Raw genomic sequence first — 23,859 nt, forward strand, 5'->3', positions numbered from 1 at the left:
TAGTTACGCCAGTTTGATTAAATTTCATCAAAATGAGTTAAAGTGTCGCATAAAAATATCTTCCGTGTCCTCTCACTATAACATATTTTCAAACTTTACGCTAAAAGACTTGGTTAAGTCTTAAAAATTTGAAAAGACGACATCATTGATCCCAAAATAATTCAGTCCATATAGAAATAGCGCGATACCGTTAAAAATAAATGAAAGCACAATAACCGCATAACGGATCGTCAAATAAGAATACCCTTCTGGTCGAAAGCCAGAATACTTTTTCCCGTGGTAACCAACCATCATAACCAACAAAACAATGGTCATGATTAATTGAAAAATCAGGCCGAGTAAATACACACCTGGCCCACCATTATTTAATTGAAAAAAATACCCACCTAATGTTAACACATCGATTAAAATCGCAATTAGCGGCATCATCATCACTCCTTGTTTAAACTTAGCTTTTATTAAGCTAAAGTATAGCGGATCTGTATACAAAAAGCTCTCGAAGCGTTTTAACTTCGAGAGCTTGATTATTATCCTACGATCGCGCCGTTTGGCATCTCATTAGGTGCTTCCACGACTTTTAACGTCCCGTCCGGAGCTTCCGCTGAAAGAATCATTCCTTGGCTGACTTCTCCCCGCATTTTCCGCGGTTTCAAGTTCGCCACGATAATCAATTTCTTTCCGACTAAGCTTTCTGGATCAGCATAAAATTCCGCGATCCCGGAAAGGATTTGACGATCTTGTTTGTCGCCCGCGTCTAAACGGAATTGCAATAGTTTATCGGCGCCTTCAACTTTTTTGCACTCCACGACTTCCGCAACTTTCAATTCAACCTTATCGAAAACATCAAATTTGATTTCTTTATCCTTTACCGAAACCAATTCCGTTTCTTCTGGATTCCATTTGATTTTTTCATCCTCTGGTTGACTGCCTTCAGACATTTTTGCCTGAATATACGCAACCTCTTCTTCCATGTCTAAACGTGGGAAGATTGGCTTGCCTTTCGGTGTTACTTTCGTATCTTCTGGGAATTCCCCAAAATGAATTTTTTCTAAGTTCATCATTTCGACATTCAACCCTAATTGCTCAAAAATTCGTTTTGGCGTTTGAGTCATGACTGGTTGTAAAAGAATAGCTACGATTCGCAAGCTCTCTGCTAAGTGGACCATTACGCTGTTAAGCTCCGCTTTTCGTTCTTCGTCCTTCGCTAAGACCCACGGCTCAGTTTCGTCGATGTATTTATTCGCCCGTGAGACCAAAGTCCATACTTCAGCCAAAGCGTTGTTGAACTCCATTTTGTCCATTGATTCACGGTAACGACTGACTACATTGGCTGCCGTCGTTGACAGCTCGCTGTCAAAATCAGTGACTAGTGATTTATAAGCTGGTACGACGCCGTCACAATATTTATTGATCATCGCAATCGTCCGATTCAATAAGTTTCCTAAATCATTGGCTAAGTCATAATTTACGCGGGAAACAAAATCTTCTGGTGTGAACACACCGTCTGAACCAAATGGGATCGCCCGCAATAAATAATAACGCAAAGCGTCGAGACCATAGCGTTCAACTAACATCTCAGGATAAACCACATTGCCTTTAGATTTAGACATCTTGCCGTCTTTCATCATCAACCAGCCATGTCCATAAATTTTTTCTGGTAATGGCAATTCTAACGCCATCAACATGATTGGCCAGTAGATTGTATGGAAACGGACGATCTCTTTCCCAACCATTTGGACATTCGCCGGCCAATATTTTTGGAACAAGCTATCGTCATCTGAACCATAGCCTAAAGCCGTAATATAGTTGGATAACGCGTCGATCCAAACATAAACAACGTGCTCTGGATTAGCATTCACCGGGATGCCCCATTTGAAGGTCGTCCGTGAAACCGCTAAGTCCTCTAAGCCTGGTTTGATAAAGTTGTTGATCATTTCATTCTTACGAGATTCTGGCTGAATAAATTCTGGATGCTCATCATAATAAGCCAACAAACGATCCGCATATTTACTCATACGGAAGAAATAAGATTCTTCACGAACCAATTCAACCTCGTGACCGCTTGGCGCTTTTCCACCGATCACATTGCCTTCTTCATCGCGATATACTTCATCCAATTGCGTTTCAGTAAAATATTCTTCATCAGAAACCGAATACCAGCCTTCATATTCACCTAAGTAAATATCTCCTTGTTCCAATAATTGATCAAAGATTTTTTTGACTGAAGCTTGATGATAGTCGTCGGTTGTCCGAATAAATTTGTCGTAGCTGATGTCTAACGTTTTCCATAATTTCTTGATGTCCGCTGCCATCTTGTCAACATATTCCTGAGGTTCGACACCAAGTTCATCGGCTTTCTTTTCAATTTTTTGTCCATGCTCATCCACACCTGTTAGATAAAACACGTCAAAGCCCATCAAGCGTTTGTAGCGAGCAATCGCGTCACAGGCAATCGTTGTATAAGAATTCCCAATGTGCAGTTTGCCACTTGGATAATAGATTGGCGTAGTAATATAAAATGTTTCTTTCTCTGCCATGAGGCTCCTCCTTTAAAAATAGATTCTTACGTAGTATACCACAAAAGTAATAGGCTTTTAAGAATTGGAACGTGCAAACTGAGGAATTACTTTTAGGAGAGAATGCCTTCCAAATTTCATAGATTCAAACTAGCAAAATCATAACTTAAAATTGAAGAAATGCAGACATTTTGCTTGCGGCTTACTTTTACAGCATAACCAATTAATGATTTGTCGGCGTTTATAATCTATCAGTGGCTCGCAAGTAAGTCTTCTTTCGCTAGCAGCCTTTGCAAAATCTTCGGTAACATGAACTGAGTGAACAGAACATATCCGATGAAAAAGACTCCGCCCAAAAATGGCTTATAAAGGTCTTCTTTCGTTTGATAATATTTTGGGGAAGTGGAAATGCGATACGGTTTATTTTTTTGATAATAAATATAAACTTGCTCACCTTCTTTGCGATCATCCCCGTCGATCGCAACACCATAGCTATTTTCGGGAAAGCTGATCGTTTGGACCCCATTCCGATCAATATGGACTGTTCCTAATGAGCGTCCTTTATCACTGGCAATGAACTCTTGATCCATCTGCCAATTTGAATAGCCACAATAAAACAGTAATAAGCCCACTATAATGAATAAAAAACTACCAATAATCTTGATGATTCGCCAATTCAAATGCCTTCCCTGTCCCTTCAATCCAATTTTTATCGCTTTCATTTTAACACTCTGCCATTAGATAAAAAAGGTTATTAAAAAACAGCGCGCCAAAACGACTCGCTGCTCTCATTTACTTCCGTAATATCTTCTCCATCTTTTTTCCTTTAGCCAACTCATCGACTAATTTATCAAGATAGCGAATTTTTTGCATCAAGGGATCTTCAATATCCTCTACTTGATGACCGCAGATCATTCCTTTAATCAAGGTGACTTTTTCATTCATCTGCGGGGCCTCTGCAAAGAACGTCGTCATATCAACTTCCTGCTGAATTTGTTTTTTGTAGCGAAGTCTCATCATAACCCGTTAGCCAATAAATGATTTCATCAACCTCGGCTTTTGTCCGGTCTTTTCGCTCGGCTTTCTTAATATACAGAGGATAAATACTGGCAAAGCTCATTCCAAAAATTTTACTCATTCAACAGATTCCTTTCTACATGACATACAAACTGACTATAAATAAACTGAGCAGTACAATCATGCACACACTAATGATTTTTATCTGCTTTAACTCTCGTTGAACCTTACTCGGTTTTCCTTTTAGGAATCCCAACTTCTCTTTAAAATAGTAAAGGGGCAACAAGTTGCTCATAGAGGCTACTGCAATAAGACCTAACATCCATTCACTATTGGGATTCGGGAGATACATCATGACGACTAAAATAATCCCAGTCAAGACTGGACCAATATAATAGATTCCAGTCAGCTTCACGATTTTTTCTTTTCGCTGGATTTCTTTTACAACAGCCGAATCCTCTAACATCAGATCATCTAAGGAAAGTTGGAATAATTTTGCTAATCGAATCACGCTTTCAATATCAGGAATTGTTTTTCCCGTCTCCCAGTTCGTGATCGTTCGTTTTGAAACCAATATTTCTTTGGCTAATTGTTCTTGTGTCCATTGTTTACTTAAGCGTTCTTCTTTTATTTTTTTACTGATCTTCATTCGCTTCACCTTCATCATTTTCAGAATTTGATTTCCAGCTAAATGTAGCCTGTCATCTTGAAAATGTCGATAGCAACTCTTTTCCACCCTTGCTAGATCAAGTTTCTACGAACGAGTCACGCCATCTTTTCTAGCAGCTGCAGCGACTTTCATCGTAATCAGATCCACGACATTTTCATCAAAGGCTGATGGGATAATGTAGGTTGAACTTAATTCTGAATAAGGAATCGAATCGGCGATCGCGTGGGCACAAGCTAGCTGCATGCCTGGTGTAATCTTTTTCGCTTCCGCCGCGAAAGCCCCTCGGAACAAGCCAGGAAAGGCCAGGACATTATTGATTTGATTGGGATAATCCGAGCGCCCGGTACCGACTACAGCAGCACCGCCAGCTAATGCTTCATGATAGCTGATCTCTGGTTCAGGATTGGCCATGGGAAAAACGATATTTCCTTCATTCATGGAAGCCACCATTTCTTTAGTCACTAAATTAGGAGCTGAAACACCAACAAACACATCGGCACCAACAAAGGCTTCCGCCATCGTCCCGCTGAAATCTTTTGGCGTGATTAATTCCAAGATTTCTTTTTCTACAAAAGTCGGGTTTGCCATTTCTTGATTCAACGCGCCGTCTTTATTGAAGGCGATAATATTTTTGACCCCCAGATCCACCAGCATATGGATGATCGCACTGCCGGCAGCACCGGTTCCGGAAATAACGACTTTCAACTCTTGCGGGTCTTTTTTGACTAATTTCAATGCGTTGATCAACGCGGCGGTTACTACCACCGCTGTGCCATGCTGATCGTCATGAAAGACCGGGATATCCAATGCTTCGATCAATGCACGTTCGATTTCTACACAGCGCGGGGCGCTGATATCTTCGAGATTGATCCCGCCAAAAGTCGGTGCGATTGCTTTAACGATCTGGATAATTTCTTGCGGGTCCTTCGTGTCTAAACAAATCGGCACCGCATCAATGTCGGCAAACTCTTTAAACAGTAAGGCCTTTCCTTCCATCACAGGTAAAGCTGCTTCAGGTCCGATATCACCTAAACCCAGCACCGCCGTCCCGTCCGTCACCACCGCGACACTATTGCCTTTCCATGTATAATCGTAAGCTTTGTTTTTATTCTCAGCAATCTTGCGACAAGGTTCCGCCACGCCCGGCGTATAAGCCAATGAAAGGTCCTCTTTGTTGCGGACTTTGGCTTTACTGGTTACTTCGATCTTACCGCGCCATTTTTCATGGGCGGTCAACGCTTCATCATAAATAGTCATTTGTTCTCTCTCCGATCATTTTTTCTGGTCTGACCCACGCATCATATTCTTCTTCGGTAACATAGCCTAACGTCAACGCCGCCGCCTTTAAGGTCGTCCCTTCGTTATAGGCTTTCTTAGCGATCTCAGCACCTTTGTCATAACCGATGTGGCTATTCAATGACGTTACCAGCATTAAGGATTGCTCCACTAATTCCGCCATCCGTTCTTGATTGACCCGCAAGCCTTTCAAACAATTCTCACTGAACGACTGCAAAGCATCCGTCAACAAGCGAATACTTTGTAATAAATCGAAAGCGATCAAAGGTAAATAGACATTTAATTCAAAATTGCCTTGGGACGCCGCGATTCCGATCGCTGTGTCATTTCCCATCACTTGAACTGCCACCATTGCTAAAGCTTCGCATTGCGTTGGATTGACTTTTCCAGGCATAATCGAACTGCCGGGTTCATTGGCTGGGATCGTGATCTCACCTAATCCGCTGCGAGGACCACTAGCCAACCAGCGAATATCATTGGCCATCTTCATGGCATTTGCCGCCAATGATTTCAATGCTCCGCTGACAAACACCACCGCATCACGATTAGCTAAAGCATGAAATTTATTGGCTTCACTAAGAAAATGAATCCCCGTCTCTTCCTTCAACGCATCAATAAATGCTTCTTCATAGGCCTTCGACGCATTCAAGCCGGTCCCGACCGCCGTACCGCCAATCGCCAATTGACGCAATTCCGCCAAACTATTGATCAACATATTTTCGTTATGCTCCAAAGCAGCGCGCCAACCGCTGATCTCTTGCCCAAAAGTTACTGGCGTCGCGTCCTGCAAATGGGTCCGACCGATCTTGATCACGTCTTGGTTAACTTCTTCTAACTCTTCTAAAATGCCGATCATCTCATGCAACGCCGGCAATAATTTTTTTTCGATTTCCAATGTTCCCGCTAGATGGATCGCTGTTGGAAACACATCGTTGGAACTTTGTGACATATTCACATCGTCATTTGGATGAACCGCCAAATCCTTTTGACTAGCTAGATAAGCCAGCACTTCATTGGTATTCATATTGCTTTGGGTTCCACTGCCAGTTTGCCAGACAACTAAGGGAAACTCTTGCCAGTTCTCGCCTTGTAACAATAAGTCAACCGCTTCTTGAATTGCTAAGGCTTTTTCGGCCTCAAGTTTGCCAGTTCGTTGGTTCGCAATCGCTGCCATTTTTTTCACTAAAACTAAAGCCTGTAGCAATTCTGGTGGCATTTTCTCCCCACCAATCTTAAAATTTTGACGACTCCGTTCAGTTTGCGCTCCCCACCACGCTGCTTTCGGAACTTCGATTGGCCCCATTGAATCTCGTTCAGTTCGTGTCTCCATATATTCTCCTCTCAATGTTCAATCATTGGTTCAATTATCCCTTATTTTTTGCTGGAAGGATAGAAAAAAAGGACAAAAACCCGTAGATTTTTGTCCTTCGTTCGTTATTTATCCCGTGTGTCAAAAAGAATCGTCACAGGACCGTCATTGACTAGCGCAACGTCCATGTCGCCGCCGAATTCCCCAGTCTCCACAGTTAGTCCCGCTTGGCGCAAGCCTTCATTGAAGTACTCATACAAAGGAATCGCCGTTTCTGGTCGAGCTGCTTTAATAAAACTTGGACGATTGCCTTTTTTAGTATCGGCATACAACGTAAACTGCGACACACTCAAGACGCTGCCGCAGATGTCTTGCAGCGACTGATTCATTTTGCCTTCCGGATCTTCAAAGACCCGCAATAACGGAATTTTGCGAATCAAATAATCCGCGTCTGCTTGCGTGTCTTCCTCATGAATCCCCAGTAAGATCATAAAGCCCCGCTCGATCTGACCAATCACTTGCTCATCAATGGTGACACTTGCTTGACTGACCCGTTGAATGACTGCTCGCATAAAAAACCTCCTGCAAATTTTTCTAGTTAGGATGCTTAACCTTTGGTCCGCTTCACGCTGTAAACGTCGGGAACGGTTTTGATTTTATCGACGATCGAGTACAAATGATTCAAATTTTGGATTTTAAAGGTCAAATTAATGACTGCCAGCCGATCTTTGGTTGGCTTCGCTTCGACACTAACTAATTTTTTAGTCATGCCGCTGACGATGTTCAAGACATCATTCAACAGTCCATCACGATTGAACCCATACACTTCTAAGTCTGCATTGTATTCCTGAACAGAATTCGTCGTATCTTCCCATTCTACTTCGATCAAGCGTTGTTGGATGTCCTTTTGCTTCGTAATATTTGGACAATCGGCCCGATGGATTGAAATACCGCGGCCTTTAGTAATATAGCCGACAATATCATCCCCAGGAACCGGATTACAACAATGGCTGATGCGGATCAAAAGATTTTCGATTCCTTGAATCACGATGCCGCCTTCATGCCGAACCTTGATTTTTTCGGGTTCTTTCGGACTATTAACCATTTCATCTACGGCGTCACGTTGCTTTTGCTTCATTTGTTCGCGACGCTCTTTTTCCGTCAAGCGATTGGCAAAAGTCAGCGCGCTAATCTCACCAAAACCAATTGCCGCGTATAAATCTTCTTCACTATGGAAATTGAATTTGTCTAACACGTCGGACAATTTGTCCTTCGTCAGCATTTCTTTCGGTAGAAAACCTAGATCATTGATACATTTCACCACCGCATCGTGGCCCTTGGTCACATTTTCATCACGATCCTGGGTTTTAAAGAAGCGTTTAATTTTATTTTTGGCTTTGCTAGTCTTTACTAGATTCAACCAGTCTCGACTGGGACCAAAGGAATTAGCTGAAGTCATGATCTCGATGATGTCGCCATTTTTCAATTTGTAATCCAGCTGCACCATCTTGCCGTTGACCTTTGCCCCCGTCGTCTTATTCCCCACATCGGTATGAATGCTGTAAGCAAAGTCTAACGGACCAGAGCCTTTCGGCAATTCGGTCACATCGCCTTTTGGTGTGAAGACGTAAACCTTATCACTGAAAATATCACCTTTGACACTTTCCATAAATTCGGAAGCATCGTAGCTTTCATCTTGCAGCTCAATGATTTCCCGGAACCAATCCAACTGTCGGTTGTCTTGCGTTTCCTCCGTTTTATCGGTCTTGCCTTCTTTATAAGCCCAGTGAGCCGCAACCCCGAACTCAGCGATCTGATGCATTTCGTGGGTTCGAATTTGGACCTCGACCGGATTGCCGCTAGGACCAATGATCGTCGTATGGAGCGACTGATACATATTGGCTTTCGGCATCGCGATATAATCTTTGAAACGACCAGGCATTGGTTTCCATTTAGTATGGATCGCACCAAGTACCGCGTAACAGTCTTTGATAGAATCCACGATCACTCGAATCGCTAACAGGTCATAAATTTCATCGAATTGTTTCTTCTGATCTCGCATCTTGCGATAAATCGAATAAATATGTTTCGGTCGGCCATAAATATCGCCTTCGATCCCTAACTCTTTCGTAGCTTCCTTGATCTCATCAACCGCTTCTTCAACGAAACCTTCCCGCTCATCCCGTTTGCTGCGCATCAAATGAACGATCCGATAATATTGTTTCGGATTCAAATAGCGTAAGGCAGTATCTTCCAATTCCCACTTGATCCGGCTCATCCCTAAACGATCAGCCAATGGTGCATAGATTTCCAATGTTTCCCGCGCGATTCGACGCTGTTTGTCATCACGTAAATATTTTAGCGTCCGCATATTGTGCAAGCGGTCAGCTAGCTTAACCATGATCACCCGCAGGTCTTGCGCCATCGCCAATAACATTTTTCGATGGTTCTCCGCTAATTGTTCCTCATGGGATTTATATTTGATCTTCCCTAATTTGGTTACGCCATCAACTAATGAAGCGACGTCTTCCCCAAATTCAACTTTTAAATCTTCTAAGGTTACCGGCGTGTCTTCCACCACATCATGCAAGAATCCGGTGGCAACCGTGTGAGGGTCCATATGTAAGTCTGCCAAGATCCCGGCGACTTGAATCGGATGAATAATGTAAGGCTCGCCCGATTTACGGATCTGAGGTTTATGGGCTTCATAAGCAAAGTCGTAAGCCTTTTGGACAAACGCCACGTGCTCTTTTCCCATGTAGGTACTGACCATCCTAATGACGTCAGGACCAGTCAATTCAACTTCTTTTGCCATGTGACGTTCCCCCTTTAAATTAGTAAGCAACAGACTGCTGCTCTTGCTGAAAATGATTGCTCTTATTATACAAACTCTAGTAGGCTTTTTCAATTAAATCAGTGCTGCAGCTCATAATAGAAACTAGCGGCGCTCAAAAGATAAAACGGTGCCGTCTCTGTCCGTAAAATCCGTGGCCCTAAGCCGCATAATTTTGCGCCCGCCCCTTGAAAAAGCGCGATCTCTTTCGGGGTCAAACCACCCTCTGGCCCAAAGACGACCAATAATTTTTGACCGGCTGTTAATTGCTGGAAAGTTTGAACCAATTGGGCTTGCTCCCCTTGCTTCGCGGATTCTTCATAGGCGATCAAGACCGCATCATAGTCAGAAAAACGAGCGATCAATTCTTTTTCCGAAGCAAATTGAACAATCGGCAACGCTTGGCGATGGGATTGTTCCGCCGCTTCTTGGGCAATCTTATTTAAACGCTGCTGTTTTTTCTGCTGCTTCTTGGCATCCCACTTTGCAACTGAACTTTCGCCAGGAAAAGCAATAAACTGATGCGCTCCTAATTCTGTCCCTTTTTGAACGATCAACTCCAGCTTCTCGCCTTTTGGAAAACCACTGGCAATGGTGATGCCAATCGGCAATTCTCGTTGCAAACTTTCTTTTTCCACTTCGGTTAGCACGACTTTCTCACTGTCAATTCCGGTGATTTTGGCTTTGATCGCCGTTTGATCCGTAAAAACGAGAAACACTTCATCATCGACAGCCATCCGCATTACTCGTGCCATATGATGATGCGCTTCACCACTAAGTTCTACCGTTGATTGGTAGGCTTGATCAATAAAATAGCGCTGCATCTTAGTCTTCCTCTGGCTTCTGTAAAATAATCGCGAACCAATCTTTTTGTTGGAAGATGCGGTCGACTTCAAAACCTTGGGCGTACATGGCTTCTAGTACCATGTCTTTTTTATCTTCAATGATGCCTGAGACGATCAATTTCCCATCCGCTTTCAACAAACGCCACGCGTCTTCGATCATCAATACGATGATATCCGCCAAAATATTCGCCACGATCACATCTGCTTCTTGCTCTACGCCAACCAGCAAATCATTAGCCGACACGTGAATGTTTTCAGTATTAGCATTCAAGTCGACATTTTCTTGTGCGGAACGAACTGCCACCTCGTCTAAATCATAGGCATGAATCTCCTTCGCTCCATAAAGGGAGCTGGCGATACTCAAAACACCTGAACCCGTGCCGACATCCAAAACAGTTTCCCCGCCACGCAAAACAGTTTCTAGCGCTTGCAAGGTTAGATTGGTTGTTGGGTGCGTCCCCGTTCCAAAAGCCATGCCAGGGTCTAAGGTAATTATTTTTTCATCCTCATGTTGCGCTTCATATTTCTCCCAGCTTGGTACGATCGTCAAATAACGCGTCACACGAACAGGGTGATAATATTTTTTCCAGGCAGTCGCCCAGTCGCTTTCTTCCACTTCGCTGACTGCCACCAGATTTTTTCCGATATTCAGCCCAAATTCTGGTAACTTGGCGATACTGTCTTTGATGAAAGGCAAAATTTCCGGTAAAAAAATCGTTTCAGGAAAATAAGCCATCACGACTGCTCCTTCAGCCAAACTAGAAAACGTTTCTTTATCTAATAGTTCACCATATTGATCCGCTTGATAATTTTCGAAGTCCAGCGCGTCTTCAATCGCGACTCCCGAAGCCCCCGCCTCCATCAAAATATTCGAGACAGCTTCTACCGCCTCGCTTTCCGTTGTTACTTTGACTTCATTCCATTTCATAATTTTCGCCCCTTTTAATAACTTGGATAGGATAGATAGCTACTGTCACTTGGTTTGATGGATGCCTTAAAGACTGCATCATCCCAATTCATTTCAAAAATGGCTTCGTCGCTGTCATCTGCAAGAAAATCTAATAAATCACTTTGCCCATCATCGATCACATCTTTCAAGTAATCCACAACCGCCGTTAATTCATTTTTCTTCATCCCTTTTTTACCTTCGTAAGGAATCACCGCCAAATAATCCTCAGCATCATACTTCGATTTATCAGGATCGACCAATAAAATCGCATCCTCAAATTCAATGATCTCTTCTTCTGAAGCCACTCCATCCGCGTCATCAATTTCGATCTGCCCTTTATTTTCGCCATAAATCCGAAACGCGATCTCAAAGCTGTGATTGCGGGTATCCCAATCCAACGCCAATTCATAATCAGGAATTTTTTTGTTTAAATAATTATCTAAATAAGTAACCATAGTCTCTTTCGCCATACTTATTGCCTCCATCCATTATTTTCTTCTATTAAACCTTTACGCTGATTCGTTATGTAAGGATTACCATGAACTACAAATCGTAACGGCCGCTTGGTCCAAATCCCTTTATTCGGAATGCCAATACGAGGAAGCGCATCGATTGTTTTCGGTACTCGCCGTTTTTCCGGAACAAGATGCAAAGAGCTAGAAAAAATCGACTCACCATACAACTCGCGGTTGATACCTAGTGCCTCAACTAATTTCCCCGGCCCATCCGAAAGCGTAGCACCACTCCGACCATGCCGATTGACGATCATCTCTTCGATGCCGGCCACCGGTTCAATGCCCCGGATCATCACTCCTTGCGGCATCCCTTCAGGCTGTGTGATCATATTCAAAATCAAATGCGTGTGCATCGTGTATAAATAAATCGTGCCGGGCTTTTCGTACATCGCTCGCACTCGTGGTGTATTGCGCATCCCGTAACTATGCGCAGCCAAATCATCTGGTCCCAGATACGCTTCACAGTCAACAATGTAGCCGCCCAATTTTCCTTCAGGCGTCTCATGCTCCAAGTACATCCCCAATAAATATTTCGCGATGTTTTCGGTCGTTTCACTATTAAAAAAATTAATTACCTGCTCCATTTTTCTCACCTTCTCCATGATACACAATAATCCAAATACTCGCTACGCCCAACAACCCAAAACCCAGCAAACATAAGCAAAAAATGCTATAATGAGAACATACATTTGCTAGTTTTACTTCTTGCTTTAGCAAGTTAGTAAAATAGTAGGCGTACGAAGTTTAAATTATTTTTCGTGTTCTTTGAAAAATAATTTCCTTAACTCGAACTGACTACCCGTTTTAACCAGTTAGCCGAATGCTAACCATCTCTAATCAAAATTGATAAAAACTGATTTTCTTCAGCGCACCGCTGAATTCACCTGTCATCGATCATACCTTATCGAAGGACACTTTACTCCCTTTATTAAATTTCAAGGAGGTTTCTTATGCAACAACCTTTAGCTTATCGCATGCGCCCCCGCAACTTAGAGGAAGTTGTCGGGCAGCAGCAGTTAGTCGGTGAAGGCAAGATCATTCGCCGAATGGTAGAGGCACGAATGCTTTCATCGATGATTTTATATGGCCCTCCCGGCACCGGGAAAACCAGCATCGCTAGCGCTATCGCTGGCTCCACCAACTATGCCTTTCGAATGTTGAACGCCGCCACTGATACAAAAAAAGATTTACAGATTGTTGCCGAAGAAGCCAAGATGAGCGGTACGGTTATCTTATTATTAGATGAAGTCCATCGGCTCGACAAAACCAAACAGGATTTTCTACTGCCTCATTTAGAAAGTGGACGGATCATTATGATCGGCGCTACTACCGAAAATCCATATATCACCATCAATCCCGCCATTCGCAGTCGGACTCAAATTTTTGAAGTCAAGCCTTTGGATGAAGCAGATATTATTAAGGCGGTCAAGTCAGCCTTGGCCGATAAAGAACGTGGTCTTGGAGACTATCCAGTTAAAATAGATGCAGAAGCGTTGAGACATTTGGCACGGGCAACCAACGGTGATTTACGCAGCTCTTTAAATGGCTTAGAGCTGGCGACTAAATCTACGCCAAAAGACACAGAAGGAAACATTCATTTAACCCTTTCCATCATCGAAGAATGTGTGCAACGAAAAGCGTTGACCCATGACAAAGACGGCGACGCTCACTACGATGTGATCTCCGCCTTTCAAAAATCGGTCCGAGGTAGCGATGTCAATGCTGCATTGCATTATTTAGGCAGACTAGTCGAAGCCGGCGATCTACCGATTATTTGTCGGCGATTGATGGTAATGGGCTATGAAGATATCGGCTTAGCTAATCCAGCCGCCGCTGCTCGCACAGTTCAAGCCGTGCAAGCTGCTGAAAAATTAGGCTTTCCCGAGGCACGAATTCCTCTGGCCGATGCAGTGGTGGATCTTTGCCTTTCACCTAAATCAAACTCGGCTTATCTAGCCTTAGATGCGGCGATCACTGACATCCGTCTGGGCAATGCCGGCGAAGTCCCTGATCATTTACGAGACAGTCATTATAAAGGCGCAAAGGATTTACAACGAGGAATCGGCTATCAATATCCCCATAGCTTTGAAAATGCGTGGGTCGATCAGCAATATTTACCTGACAAAATCAAAGACGCTCATTACTACGAGCCAAAAGCGACTGGCAAATACGAACAGGCGCTTGGTCAGCAATACCAACGGATCGAAGAATGGAAAAAGAAAAAATAAAATGACCTTCAAGGTTAGAGTAATCTAACTTTGAGGGTCATTCGTTTTATTTGTTAGAAAGAGGCTAGGAAGAAAGATCAAAGCCAGAACGATGACTGACACCAGAAAGCCCGCATGATAGGCAGACAATTCGTGAGCGATCGTTGGCTGTGCGCCTTGCAATACCGTAGCCACGACGGTTGCGATCATTGCGGAACCGAAGCTTGATCCAAGGTTTTCAATGATATTGATCCCTACACCGGCGTCCGGCAATTCTTCATCCGCCAATCCGGTATAGGCATCGCTTGTTAACGGCAAGTTGATGCCGCCAAAACTGGTCCCGCGAATAAACAAGATCAAGGCGATCCAAACCATACTGGTTTGATTTGTGATAAAAACTAGCGGAATCGTACCAATCAGCGAAATAATTAAACTAACGATGACAACGTATTTAGCGCCAAGCTGATCGATGAGTTTACCGATTAAAGGTCGGGTCACTAACATTCCCAAACCTTGGGGAATTAATGCGATTGCTGCCTCCATCGCGGAAAAATGTCGGAAGTTTTGAAAGAACAAGGGTAAGATCAGCATAGGACCCATAATAGCGATATTGGCAAAGAATAAACCGATGCTCGATGCCTTAAAGCTTCGATGAGAAAAAATTGTCAGCGGCAACACTGTCTGATGCCTTCTGCGATGATCATAGAAAATATAAGTCACAAGCAACAACAGACCGACACCCGTCCAAATCAAAGATTCGCTATTATTGAAGGTCGCATGATCCGCGGCCTTGGTAATGCCATAAATCAAGGCGGCACTCATAACCGACAAATCAAGAATGCCAAAAATATCCAGCTTGCTTTCGCGATTAAAAGGCTCAAAGCTTGGCAAGGTCCGCAGCATTAATGGTGCCGCGATCAAAACGATAAACACATTAATGAAAAAGATCCAACGCCATGAAGCCGCCTGTACAATAAAACCGCCGAGAACTGGACCAAGGATTGGACCAAAAATCATTGGCGTACTGACGATCGCCATGACCCGTCCAATATTTTCTGGACCGGCCGTTTTGACCAACAACGTTGACATCAAAGGTGTGATAATTCCTGCACTAAAGCCTTGCAGCAGACGAAAAACAATAAAGCTAGTAACATTCCAGCTGATGCCGGCAAGAATCGAAGTGAAGCCGAAAAGAATCACCGCGGCGATAAAAATTTTCTTACCGTCAAAATGATTCATCAACCAACCGGCAATCGGAACGGCGATGGCTAAAGCCAAAACGTAGCCAGTGATTGCCCATTGAATAATGGTAAGGGTCGTATGAAAATTTTTGGTTAATTGATCGATGGCGATATTCACCATCGTTGAGTCTAGCATAGGAGCAATCGCACCCAGAGCAATCGTCCAGGCTGCCGATAATACTTCTTTAGGTAATTTATTTGATTGATTCATAGAAGATTCCTTTCAAGAATAAGTAATTGATCGTAAGTAAATTTTTCTAGCTGCAGCGTGAAAACAAACTGTTTTTTTATTTCCTTGGAAACAATACTACCTATTTGTTTCCTTGTCAACAAAAATAAATTAAAAAATAAACAGCCTCTAAAAAATTGAGACTGTCCAGCTGCTTAATTGATCGTAAGACCTTGCTTTTTTATTTCCGCTTCTAAATGTTGGTTGTACCGCTTTAAAAAAGTTAAAAAAGCATCGTACTGCTCCTCGGTAACAGGTGCGAAAACCTCTTTATCTCGTTCTTCAAATTCTTTGTGGAGCTGCTCATGAATGTTAAAAACTTTTTCGCCTTCTTTAGTCAGCTTAAAATAGATTTCTTTTTTATTGTCTGCCTTTTGATAGCTTTCGATGTATTTCTTTTTCAACATTTTTTTAGTCAGTTTACTGATCGCGCCGCGGGTCATATACATCGACTCCGCCATCTTTGTGACATTCGGATCTTGATGCTTGCCGATAAATTCGATGCAGTGAACCTCGGACGCTGTATAACCAGCTAACGCCGTTTCCATCTTGACCTTATCTAGCCACGCCCGTTTGTTAAATACTTCACTGAAGCCTTCAAGGACTTCTTCTCTTTTGTTCATGAATCTTCCTCCTAGTGAGTGCACCCTCATTCTAGGATAATTTTATTTCTTTTTCAACAAAGTTCATTCAACTTTCGTTGTTAAGCGCCAGTGAAAGGTCAGAGCATGTTTTCCTAGCTTTTGCCTGCCTTGTGGAACGGTTAAAAAAATGCCCTTTCTTTGATTTCAATCGTCGAAGGCGGTTCTTAAAGACCCCGTTTGGTTAAAAACCAAAACTTCCTCATTCAACGGATAACTTGTTTCCGCCTCTTGAAAAAATAATTCGCCCACTTCACTAGTGTCGGCTTGCAGCGTTAATTGCCACGGCTGCTGGTTTTGACGAGTATCTTCTACGATCAACTCGCCCTTTATTTTTGGATAAAAACGTGTCGCTTGACCGATTGACTGTTGACCAAAATTTAATTCTGACGGGACAGATACTAGTTTTAGTGTTCCTAGCGTCGGCATATAGGTAGCCGATACTTGATAATAATAGCTCTCTGTCGGTTGCCAACTAGACTCGCTAATTTGATTCACTGTCCCGTCACTACTGTGGATTTCTGCCTTTAGGAAGGAAGAATGGTCTTTTCCTATAAAATGCACTGTCGGCTGAAGTTTTGTTTCTCCCGGAATAATCAATTCACCACTATACTCGTCGCCACTTCCCCATACTTTTAACGGTAGAGGCTGATTATTAGGCTGCAAGGGCAAGTCGTGACTAATTTTCCCTTGTTGATCGACTGCTTGATAGTCAATGATTGTGGCCGCCACCGCTAGCCCCATTTCTCCATTGGTATCGCCCGTGTACACCTGTCCGGCAGTATCGAAGCCGATAAAGTTCGTCGGCGTTAACAGACCTTCGTTTCCAGCAAACTGCATAATGGCAAACCCTTTTTGCTGGTCAAAATAATCTCCTTGGACTTTTTGCGGTGATTTTTCGTTTAAAAGACGCCAAGTCAGCTTTGTTGTGGGGTCCAATTTTCGTAAATGTATCGCTGAAGCCTCAGCAGGAGAATGAAGTTCAGCATTTTTGGCTGCCGCTAGACTGCCGGTTTTTAATTCATTTACCGCTAAACAAGCGCCTTCAGATAGAGTAAGCTCACCGAACTGATGGTAATGAGTCGCAAAATTTTCATTCGTAGCCCCATAAGCATTTTTCATTGTCTGCAGCGATACACGGCTGTTTTCTAAAACAGTCGCTTGAGTGAAATTATATATTTCTTCAACTGCTAATTCCTTTTGCGACGCACCTAACTGTAGCAAAATTTCAGCCATACTGTTGGCAATCAAGCGATTCGAAAAGGTCGGATCGCCGCTGCCGATAATTTTTCCAATTGATCCTGCCGCCTGAACATCCAGTACAACTTCGTGGAGCAGGCGACCGGCATAACTATTTTGGATCATCCCTTGAATCAAAGAAAAATGACCGTTAGGGGCGTTCACTGTTAAATCTAGCTGTGGACTGATTAGTTCTTTCGCGGCTGTTCCCCCATCCCCCAATAATTCAATTTCCGAGAAAGCTTTGGTCGTGGCGATTTCTAATGATACCCACTTGTTCACCCCACCAATACTATTTTTTTGTGTTGCCTTTTTAGGACGAGCTGCACTGATACTGATACCAGTATCCAACTCAACCGCGTCTTTTATTGCTAAAGAAACATTCCCGCTAATCATGCCTTCGTTAGCCAACCCGCCGATAATTTGAGTATCGGCTTTTCCCTTTTTGATATGACCGCCAGTGATGATCGTGGTTGCATTTCCATCAATCAAATGATTAGAATTCGCACCAAAAGTAGCAGCAATCTGTCCGTCAAACTCGCCACCAGATATTTCTGTTCGCAAGTTTCCAATTAAACGGCGATCTAGTCTCCCGCCAGCAACCGCATAGGTTTCTACCTTACCACCGGTTATTTTTAACGAGCTGTCCCCATAAATTCGGTAACTTGTTTGACCAGCACCACAAATTTGGCTGACCTGATCGCCGGCTAATTCAGCCTCACTAGTCCCGTCTAAGATTCCGCTAAAATTTCCACCGTAGGCAAAATTCACTAAGGCTTGTTTGATAACTAATTGAGTCGTGCCTTTAACATAGAGGGTATTTTCCCAATTATTTTTATTATCACCGCCTCCAGCTGCCACGTTAAAGCCATAATTAGAACCCGTACTTGGACTATCAGGTAAAAAATTTGGATTGATTCCCAGTTCTTGCGCCCGCTGACCCCAACGTTTGCTGTAAACCAAGCTGCTTTCTCCTAAGACCAAGCGAACCTTTCCATTGATCAAGCCGGCAAAGCCCGCTCCGCAAATGTTTTTATCTCTGCCAGCCCCATCACTCACACAACCGCCTAATAATCGCGTCGTTACATCCCCCGCCACATAAAAAGCCGTCTTTTCTCTCGCCATTGAAAAACGCTCAGCCGCGGTTAATTGATCATATGCCGCTTCTTCCGTGGTAACGTTTAACGGATCGGTCAACTCTACACTTGGCGGAAAATTTGCGGCATTGGTCAAGCTTGCTTTTTTAATATCCATCCCATCGGCACCATCGATCCGCATGAAAGATCCGCAGCCAAGTGACCCCGCCAAAAGTTGATTATCGATAGCTCCTGTGATTACACCACCAAACTGATTGCCGCCAACAAAATTCCGTTCGCCTGAAAGAAATTGACTTGTGTCGATCTGTGTCGTGATTGCTTGCGGGATTCCGAGAATTTCCCCGGTTTGTGAACCCCCTATTAAATCACCTTTTGCCGAAAAATTACCAACCCCGTTAAGCCGATTCTGAATCGGTCCAGTCTTGCCAAAAGCGACTCCGCCATAATAATTCCCTAGTACAAAGTTCGTTGAAGCGCCGTTGATTTGATTGCTGATTGTCCCAGTAACTGTCATTGGTTCACCATCAGCTCCGATACCGCCACCATAATAATCAACTAACGCTCCGGTTAAACCATGTATTTCAGTAGTTACATTTCCGAAGACCGTTCCTCTTAACGATCCACCGCATAATTGTGTGAGATTGCCTGTCAGGTTCGTAATTCTTGTCTCAACCGTTCCGGTTAGATTTCCCAATTCGTTCCCGCCACAGATTTGCCAGTCGCCGCCGGTAACCTGATTAAAAATAATTTTCGGATCGCCAACTAAGTCGTGATTACTGCCACCGAATAGTTCCGTCTTTCCAAGATGCTGAATGGACTCGAAGACTAATGGATGACCATTGCCATAAATTTTTGATGCTTGTAACGTCAATTGGTTCAATTGAAGGGCTTGACCAAAAAAACAACTTTCCGGCAAGCTCAAAATCACAGCTTGATCTATACCTTTAAACGTTAATGAATTCGGAACACTGGTAAAATTAATCGTCTCTAATGTAGGATTTTCTTGAACCTCCGGCGTACCGACAGTTGTAGCCGTTAAATCCAAATCCCCCTCTAACTGGATGGTATAACTTTGCTTGGGATCTGTTTGATAGATTGCCCAAAGCAATTCTTGCAACCCGGCAGGACTCGCAGGAAATTTACTTTTGGCTCCGATTGATGGCGTTAGCTCTAGTTCAGCGGCTTCGGTCTTTGTAGGAAGGCCTAAAAATAAGAAAATAAGGATAGCAATTAAAAAATAGTCGATTTTTTTTGACATATTATCCTCCTTTTTTATACAATATACGTATAGAAGACGTAAACATTTTGGGCTAACGAATGTTTTATATCAGAGCCCCATTCATTGCGTCTCGATTATGACTATGCTATGATTGAGATGGAAATTCTGTGATGTGCGCGTTGCCTATTTCAGTGTTGACCGAACATTTTTATTGATATCTTGGGATCCGTCTTGTGTCAAAGTTGGTAACATGCCTTTTCATTTGGTAGTTCGATACTTAGACCATGGAACCCACCTGCTGTATCTTGCGGGATCAATACTATCGGGTGAATAACGGCATCGACGGAATTTTCCATTTTTTTATGGAATGAAAGCAATTTGCGTACTGCAAATTGCTTTTTGTTATATTGGGGGAAGAAAATGATTCGGATATTATTATTTTTACTTGCACTTATTTTATTGCTTTGCAGCTATTACTTAATCAAAAAACCTCAAGGCTTTCTACTTTTGTTTAGTAAAGAGGAACAAACAGAATCCCTCGGATTTTTGCGTCGCTTCGGGTCGATCTATGCGGTCCTCGGTGTGATGGCGATCATTATCGGCATTATGAACAATCGGACGTATTCCATGATGTATTTAATTTTACTTTTAGTTGTAGCCGCAGTTTTTGCACTCTTGATGGGCGCAAAAACAAAAAAAGACTAACAGTACCATTTTTTCAGTATTTGTTTTAAAATAAGATGTGAAAAGGAGTTGAGAACGATGGAACAACAATATAGTAAAATCATGGTTGCAGTCGATGGTTCGAATGAAGCAGAATTAGCTTTTAGAAAAGCGGTAAACGTCGCGAAACGAAATCAAGCAGAATTGTTACTGGCACACGTGATTGATACACGAGCATTTCAAACCGTTTCCTCTTTCGATAATGTTTTAGCTGAACAAGCAACTGATATGGCTAAACAAACATTAGACGACTATGAAGCAGAGGCTAAAAAAGACGGCGTGGAACACATTAGCAAAGTCATTGAATATGGTGCTCCGAAGGTTATGATCGCCAATCAAATTCCTGAAAACAATCAAATTGATCTCATCATGCTAGGTGCCACCGGTTTGAATGCTGTGGAACGTTTATTTATCGGATCAGTCTCCGAATACGTCATTCGCAACGCTGGCTGTGATGTATTAATCGTAAGAACCGACTTAGACAACAAAATTCCTGAAGAAGAGGAATAATCTGAATATCGAAAAACGCCAATCCAAAATGGGCTGGCGTTTTTTTAGTCGATAAATTTTTTTAAAACTTAAATTCGTTAACCACTTTCCCTTGGCGAAGCACTTTGCTGAATTTAAAATGCGTGTAATTAGTGGCACAACATAAGGCTTCACGATAATTGGAAAATTTCTTTTCTTGTTTTTCACCTGACAACGTTTCAACTTGAACAAGATATTTCATCGTGCTCTCCTTTTCAAACAAACAGCCAACGAGTAAAGGTCTTGAGCGAAATATGCCTATTATTTTTTACAGCATTGATTTGTATAACATAATGATTTCTTCAACAGAAACATCTCGAGGATTGCCCGGTGTACAGACATCCCGCGCTGCATCTTCTGCGATTTGCGCCACGTCTTCTTCCTTCACCCCAAGTTCGGCTAAACTTTGCGGAATTCCAACGTCGATGCCTAATTGCTTCACTGCTTGGACAGCTGCGTCACGAACTTCCGACAAGGACATTTCAGCGGCTCCGGCAACTCCCATCGCAATGGCAATCTCACGATATTTTTCACCTGTAAATTCTTTGTTATAATCCATGATCAACGGCAGCAAGGTGGCACAAGCTACTCCATGAGGTGTATTGTACCAAGCAGATAGTGGATGTGCCATCCCATGAACCAAACCTAAACCAACATTTGAGAAGCCCATTCCAGCGATGTATTGACCTAACGCCATTTTCTCACGACCGTCTTGATCACCGGCGACCGAATCTCGTAGCGCATGGCTAATGATTTCGATGGCTTCAATGTGGAGCATATCCGTCATTTCCCAAGCGCCTTTCGTAATAAATCCTTCGATAGCGTGTGTCAAGGCATCCATTCCTGTTGAAGCACAAAGCCCCTTTGGCATGCCCATCATCATATCGCTATCAATAAATGCCACGACTGGAATGTCATGAGGATCAACACAAACAAATTTACGATGATTTTTTGTATCTGTGATCACGTAATTAATCGTTACTTCAGCCGCCGTTCCTGAAGTAGTTGGGACGGCTAAGATCGGTAGCGCTGGTTTACCTGTTCCCGCTTCACCTTCTAAACTAATCACGTCGGCAAATTCAGGATTCTCAACAATAATGCCGATGGCTTTGGCGGTGTCAATTGGTGACCCGCCGCCGATAGCAACTAGGCAATCTGCTTGCGCTGCTTGACAAGCCTTTACTCCCGCCTGCACATCTTCGATCGAAGGATTTGGTACGATCCCATCATAAACTTCGTAGTTGATCTCAGCTTTTTCCAATACGTCCATGACTTTCGTCGCCACTTCAAATTTGATCAAATCTTTATCGGTCACTACCAATACTTTTTTAAACCCGCGTTTGTGGACCTCGTTTGCAACTTCTTGGATCGCCCCTTTACCAAAATAAGAGCTTTCATTTAAAATCATGCGATTCACTACCATAATTATTCTCCTTCATTCATTCGATTTCTTCAAAATAAAATTTGTATTTTATTTCACATAACTTTTTAAAAAGAAGCGTACTTCGCTTCTTTTATAATTCAAAAACTTGTTCCAAATCAACCGTCACGGGAGAATTATCAGGATTTGTTTCCATCATATCCTCCATAAAATCCCACCATTTGCGATTGATATCTGTATCAGCAGTCTTGGCCCATTTTTCTTCATCTTCAATCTCTAAATACCCAAATAAATAATCTGTTTCCGGATCATAGAAAATTGAATAACTTTGTGCGCCATATTCTTTCAACATTGCCCGCATGCCCGGCCATAAGTCATTGTGACGTCGCGCATATTCTTTTTTTTGTCCTGGGTATAGTTTCATTCGCACCGCTTTTTTGATCATGAGTTTGTCACCTGTGCTGCTTCGAAAAATTCTGGATTTGGTGTAATCCCAAATTGTTTGGCTAAAGCGATGAAATTTTCGTCACTGATAGATTGACGAACACCGCCTTGTGCTTGCACATACGTATAGACTTGCGCTGCTTTTTCGGCCGTTTCAATCAAACCGAATGTTTCATCCATTGTTCTACCCGCACCATAGATTCCGTGGAATGACCAAAGGACTAAACGAGCTGCTTTCATTTTTTCAGCTGTCGCTTCGCCAATTTCATTAGACCCAGGAATCAACCATGGTAAAACTTGAACCCCTTCAGGGAAGACCACCATACATTCCGTACACATCTCCCAAAGTGTGCGGGTGATTGCCTTTGAGGTCAATTCATGGCTGAAGGTCATTGCTAATAAATGTGTGGCATGGCAATGCATTACAACCCGATTTTCTGGATCAACTTCTAGTCGCGCGATATGACTCATTAAATGAGCAGGCAGTTCACTCGTAGGAACACCTCCATCTGTATACCCCCACAGTAGGTCCACACTTTTTCCATCCTCTGCTACTCGCAAGACACCTAAATTATTCGCTGGATCCTGTGCAACATTTTTAAAATACTTGCCTGAGCCGGTTACGATAAAATAAGCTCCTTTAAGCGCTGATCCATCAAAATTCATTTGAATATTTCTCAATACATTGGTTGTATCTAAATATTCACTAACTTGCACTTCATCTAGTAAATAGGAAACATTCCCACCATTTCTCTCATCCCAGCCTAAGCGGTAAAGATTGCTAGTGACATCCACCATTTCTTTTACAAAAGGTGCTTCTAAAATATTTTTCATGATTGATTCCTCCAAAATTTTATCTAAACAGGGTGGGGTTGGGACAGAAGTGTTCCGCTTCGAGAACTAGGTACTATTCCACATCAGCTCTACCGGAGCAATCGCTGAGTCTCACAACAATAAGAC

General features: G+C 42.8%; 22 protein-coding genes, 1 other RNA gene and 1 pseudogene. 4 read left to right on the forward strand and 20 right to left on the reverse strand.

Annotation, left to right across the window (positions count from 1 at the left end):
- Positions 1-120: 120 nt before the first annotated feature.
- From IGI54_RS10185 to IGI54_RS10245, 13 genes and pseudogenes are all read right to left on the reverse strand, one after another.
- Complete coding sequence (locus IGI54_RS10185) at positions 121-426, reverse strand: hypothetical protein (protein WP_430620634.1); 306 nt, start codon at positions 424-426, stop codon at positions 121-123.
- Between the two features lie 101 nt (positions 427-527).
- Positions 528-2,537 carry a methionine--tRNA ligase gene (gene metG, locus IGI54_RS10190; RefSeq protein WP_430620635.1) on the reverse strand — a complete coding sequence of 670 codons (2,010 nt, stop codon included), beginning with the start codon at positions 2,535-2,537 and terminating at the stop codon, positions 528-530.
- A gap of 230 nt (positions 2,538-2,767) precedes the next feature.
- Positions 2,768-3,238: a hypothetical protein gene (locus tag IGI54_RS10195; protein WP_430620636.1), complete on the reverse strand. Its 471-nt coding sequence runs from the start codon at positions 3,236-3,238 to the stop codon at positions 2,768-2,770.
- Positions 3,239-3,308: 70 nt separating this feature from the next.
- Positions 3,309-3,654, reverse strand: a pseudogene (locus IGI54_RS10200) (DUF2200 domain-containing protein).
- Positions 3,655-3,669: 15 nt separating this feature from the next.
- Positions 3,670-4,182, reverse strand: coding sequence for a helix-turn-helix transcriptional regulator (locus IGI54_RS10205; protein ID WP_430620637.1), 513 nt, complete (start codon positions 4,180-4,182; stop codon positions 3,670-3,672).
- 105 nt (positions 4,183-4,287) lie between these two features.
- The gene (locus IGI54_RS10210; protein WP_430620638.1) at positions 4,288-5,460 is read right to left on the reverse strand and encodes an NAD(P)-dependent malic enzyme; all 1,173 of its coding nucleotides are present in this window, start codon (positions 5,458-5,460) and stop codon (positions 4,288-4,290) included.
- A complete protein-coding gene (gene fumC / locus IGI54_RS10215; RefSeq protein ID WP_430620639.1) occupies positions 5,447-6,829 on the reverse strand; it encodes a class II fumarate hydratase in 1,383 nt (460 codons plus the stop codon). Before fumC ends, IGI54_RS10210 begins: the two co-directional genes overlap by 14 nt.
- Before the next feature lie 104 nt (positions 6,830-6,933).
- Positions 6,934-7,380, reverse strand: a complete 447-nt coding sequence (gene dtd, locus IGI54_RS10220) for a D-aminoacyl-tRNA deacylase (RefSeq protein WP_313630876.1) — start codon at positions 7,378-7,380, stop codon at positions 6,934-6,936.
- 35 nt (positions 7,381-7,415) lie between these two features.
- A complete protein-coding gene (locus tag IGI54_RS10225; protein ID WP_216427968.1) occupies positions 7,416-9,623 on the reverse strand; it encodes a RelA/SpoT family protein in 2,208 nt (735 codons plus the stop codon).
- Between the two features lie 98 nt (positions 9,624-9,721).
- Entirely contained in the window at positions 9,722-10,465 is a 744-nt protein-coding gene (locus tag IGI54_RS10230) for a 16S rRNA (uracil(1498)-N(3))-methyltransferase (protein WP_430620640.1), read from the reverse strand.
- Between the two features lies 1 nt (position 10,466).
- Entirely contained in the window at positions 10,467-11,414 is a 948-nt protein-coding gene (prmA, locus tag IGI54_RS10235) for a 50S ribosomal protein L11 methyltransferase (protein ID WP_071863146.1), read from the reverse strand.
- Positions 11,415-11,428: 14 nt separating this feature from the next.
- A complete protein-coding gene (locus tag IGI54_RS10240) occupies positions 11,429-11,905 on the reverse strand; it encodes a DUF3013 family protein (protein WP_430620641.1) in 477 nt (158 codons plus the stop codon).
- A gap of 2 nt (positions 11,906-11,907) precedes the next feature.
- Complete coding sequence (locus tag IGI54_RS10245) at positions 11,908-12,534, reverse strand: DNA-3-methyladenine glycosylase (protein ID WP_430620642.1); 627 nt, start codon at positions 12,532-12,534, stop codon at positions 11,908-11,910.
- Positions 12,535-12,900: 366 nt separating this feature from the next.
- On the opposite strand from IGI54_RS10245, the gene IGI54_RS10250 reads away from it, so the two are divergent.
- Positions 12,901-14,178, forward strand: a complete 1,278-nt coding sequence (locus tag IGI54_RS10250; RefSeq protein ID WP_430620643.1) for a replication-associated recombination protein A — start codon at positions 12,901-12,903, stop codon at positions 14,176-14,178.
- A gap of 24 nt (positions 14,179-14,202) precedes the next feature.
- Here the strand turns inward: IGI54_RS10250 and IGI54_RS10255 are convergent, their stop codons facing one another.
- The 3 genes from IGI54_RS10255 to IGI54_RS10265 all read right to left on the reverse strand — a co-directional run bounded on the left by IGI54_RS10255 (position 14,203) and on the right by IGI54_RS10265 (position 19,862).
- Positions 14,203-15,609, reverse strand: a complete 1,407-nt coding sequence (locus tag IGI54_RS10255) for an MDR family MFS transporter (protein WP_430620644.1) — start codon at positions 15,607-15,609, stop codon at positions 14,203-14,205.
- 173 nt (positions 15,610-15,782) lie between these two features.
- The gene (locus IGI54_RS10260) at positions 15,783-16,250 is read right to left on the reverse strand and encodes a MarR family transcriptional regulator (RefSeq protein WP_430620645.1); all 468 of its coding nucleotides are present in this window, start codon (positions 16,248-16,250) and stop codon (positions 15,783-15,785) included.
- Positions 16,251-16,415: 165 nt separating this feature from the next.
- Positions 16,416-19,862, reverse strand: a complete 3,447-nt coding sequence (locus tag IGI54_RS10265) for a hypothetical protein (RefSeq protein WP_430620646.1) — start codon at positions 19,860-19,862, stop codon at positions 16,416-16,418.
- A gap of 120 nt (positions 19,863-19,982) precedes the next feature.
- On the opposite strand from IGI54_RS10265, the gene ssrS reads away from it, so the two are divergent.
- From ssrS to IGI54_RS10280, 3 genes are all read left to right on the forward strand, one after another.
- Positions 19,983-20,176: non-coding RNA, 6S RNA (ssrS, locus tag IGI54_RS10270), on the forward strand.
- A gap of 67 nt (positions 20,177-20,243) precedes the next feature.
- On the forward strand, positions 20,244-20,528 hold the full coding sequence (locus IGI54_RS10275; protein WP_071863139.1) for a hypothetical protein: 285 nt from the start codon (positions 20,244-20,246) through the stop codon (positions 20,526-20,528).
- A 57-nt stretch (positions 20,529-20,585) separates the two neighbouring features.
- Positions 20,586-21,056, forward strand: coding sequence for a universal stress protein (locus IGI54_RS10280; protein WP_071863138.1), 471 nt, complete (start codon positions 20,586-20,588; stop codon positions 21,054-21,056).
- 61 nt (positions 21,057-21,117) lie between these two features.
- On the opposite strand, the gene IGI54_RS10285 is transcribed toward IGI54_RS10280, so the two are convergent.
- From IGI54_RS10285 to rhaD, 4 genes are all read right to left on the reverse strand, one after another.
- On the reverse strand, positions 21,118-21,276 hold the full coding sequence (locus IGI54_RS10285) for a hypothetical protein (protein ID WP_216427951.1): 159 nt from the start codon (positions 21,274-21,276) through the stop codon (positions 21,118-21,120).
- 66 nt (positions 21,277-21,342) lie between these two features.
- Positions 21,343-22,497, reverse strand: coding sequence for a lactaldehyde reductase (gene fucO, locus IGI54_RS10290; RefSeq protein WP_216427949.1), 1,155 nt, complete (start codon positions 22,495-22,497; stop codon positions 21,343-21,345).
- Between the two features lie 91 nt (positions 22,498-22,588).
- Positions 22,589-22,900, reverse strand: a complete 312-nt coding sequence (rhaM, locus tag IGI54_RS10295; RefSeq protein ID WP_216427947.1) for an L-rhamnose mutarotase — start codon at positions 22,898-22,900, stop codon at positions 22,589-22,591.
- Positions 22,897-23,733 (reverse strand): rhamnulose-1-phosphate aldolase, encoded by an 837-nt coding sequence (rhaD, locus tag IGI54_RS10300; protein WP_216427945.1) that lies wholly within the window; start codon positions 23,731-23,733, stop codon positions 22,897-22,899. The genes rhaM and rhaD overlap by 4 nt, the downstream gene beginning before the upstream one ends.
- Positions 23,734-23,859: the final 126 nt, after the last annotated feature.

This window comes from Enterococcus sp. DIV0800, from assembly GCF_050559735.1.
In the GTDB taxonomy this organism is placed as follows: domain Bacteria; phylum Bacillota; class Bacilli; order Lactobacillales; family Enterococcaceae; genus Enterococcus_A; species Enterococcus_A devriesei.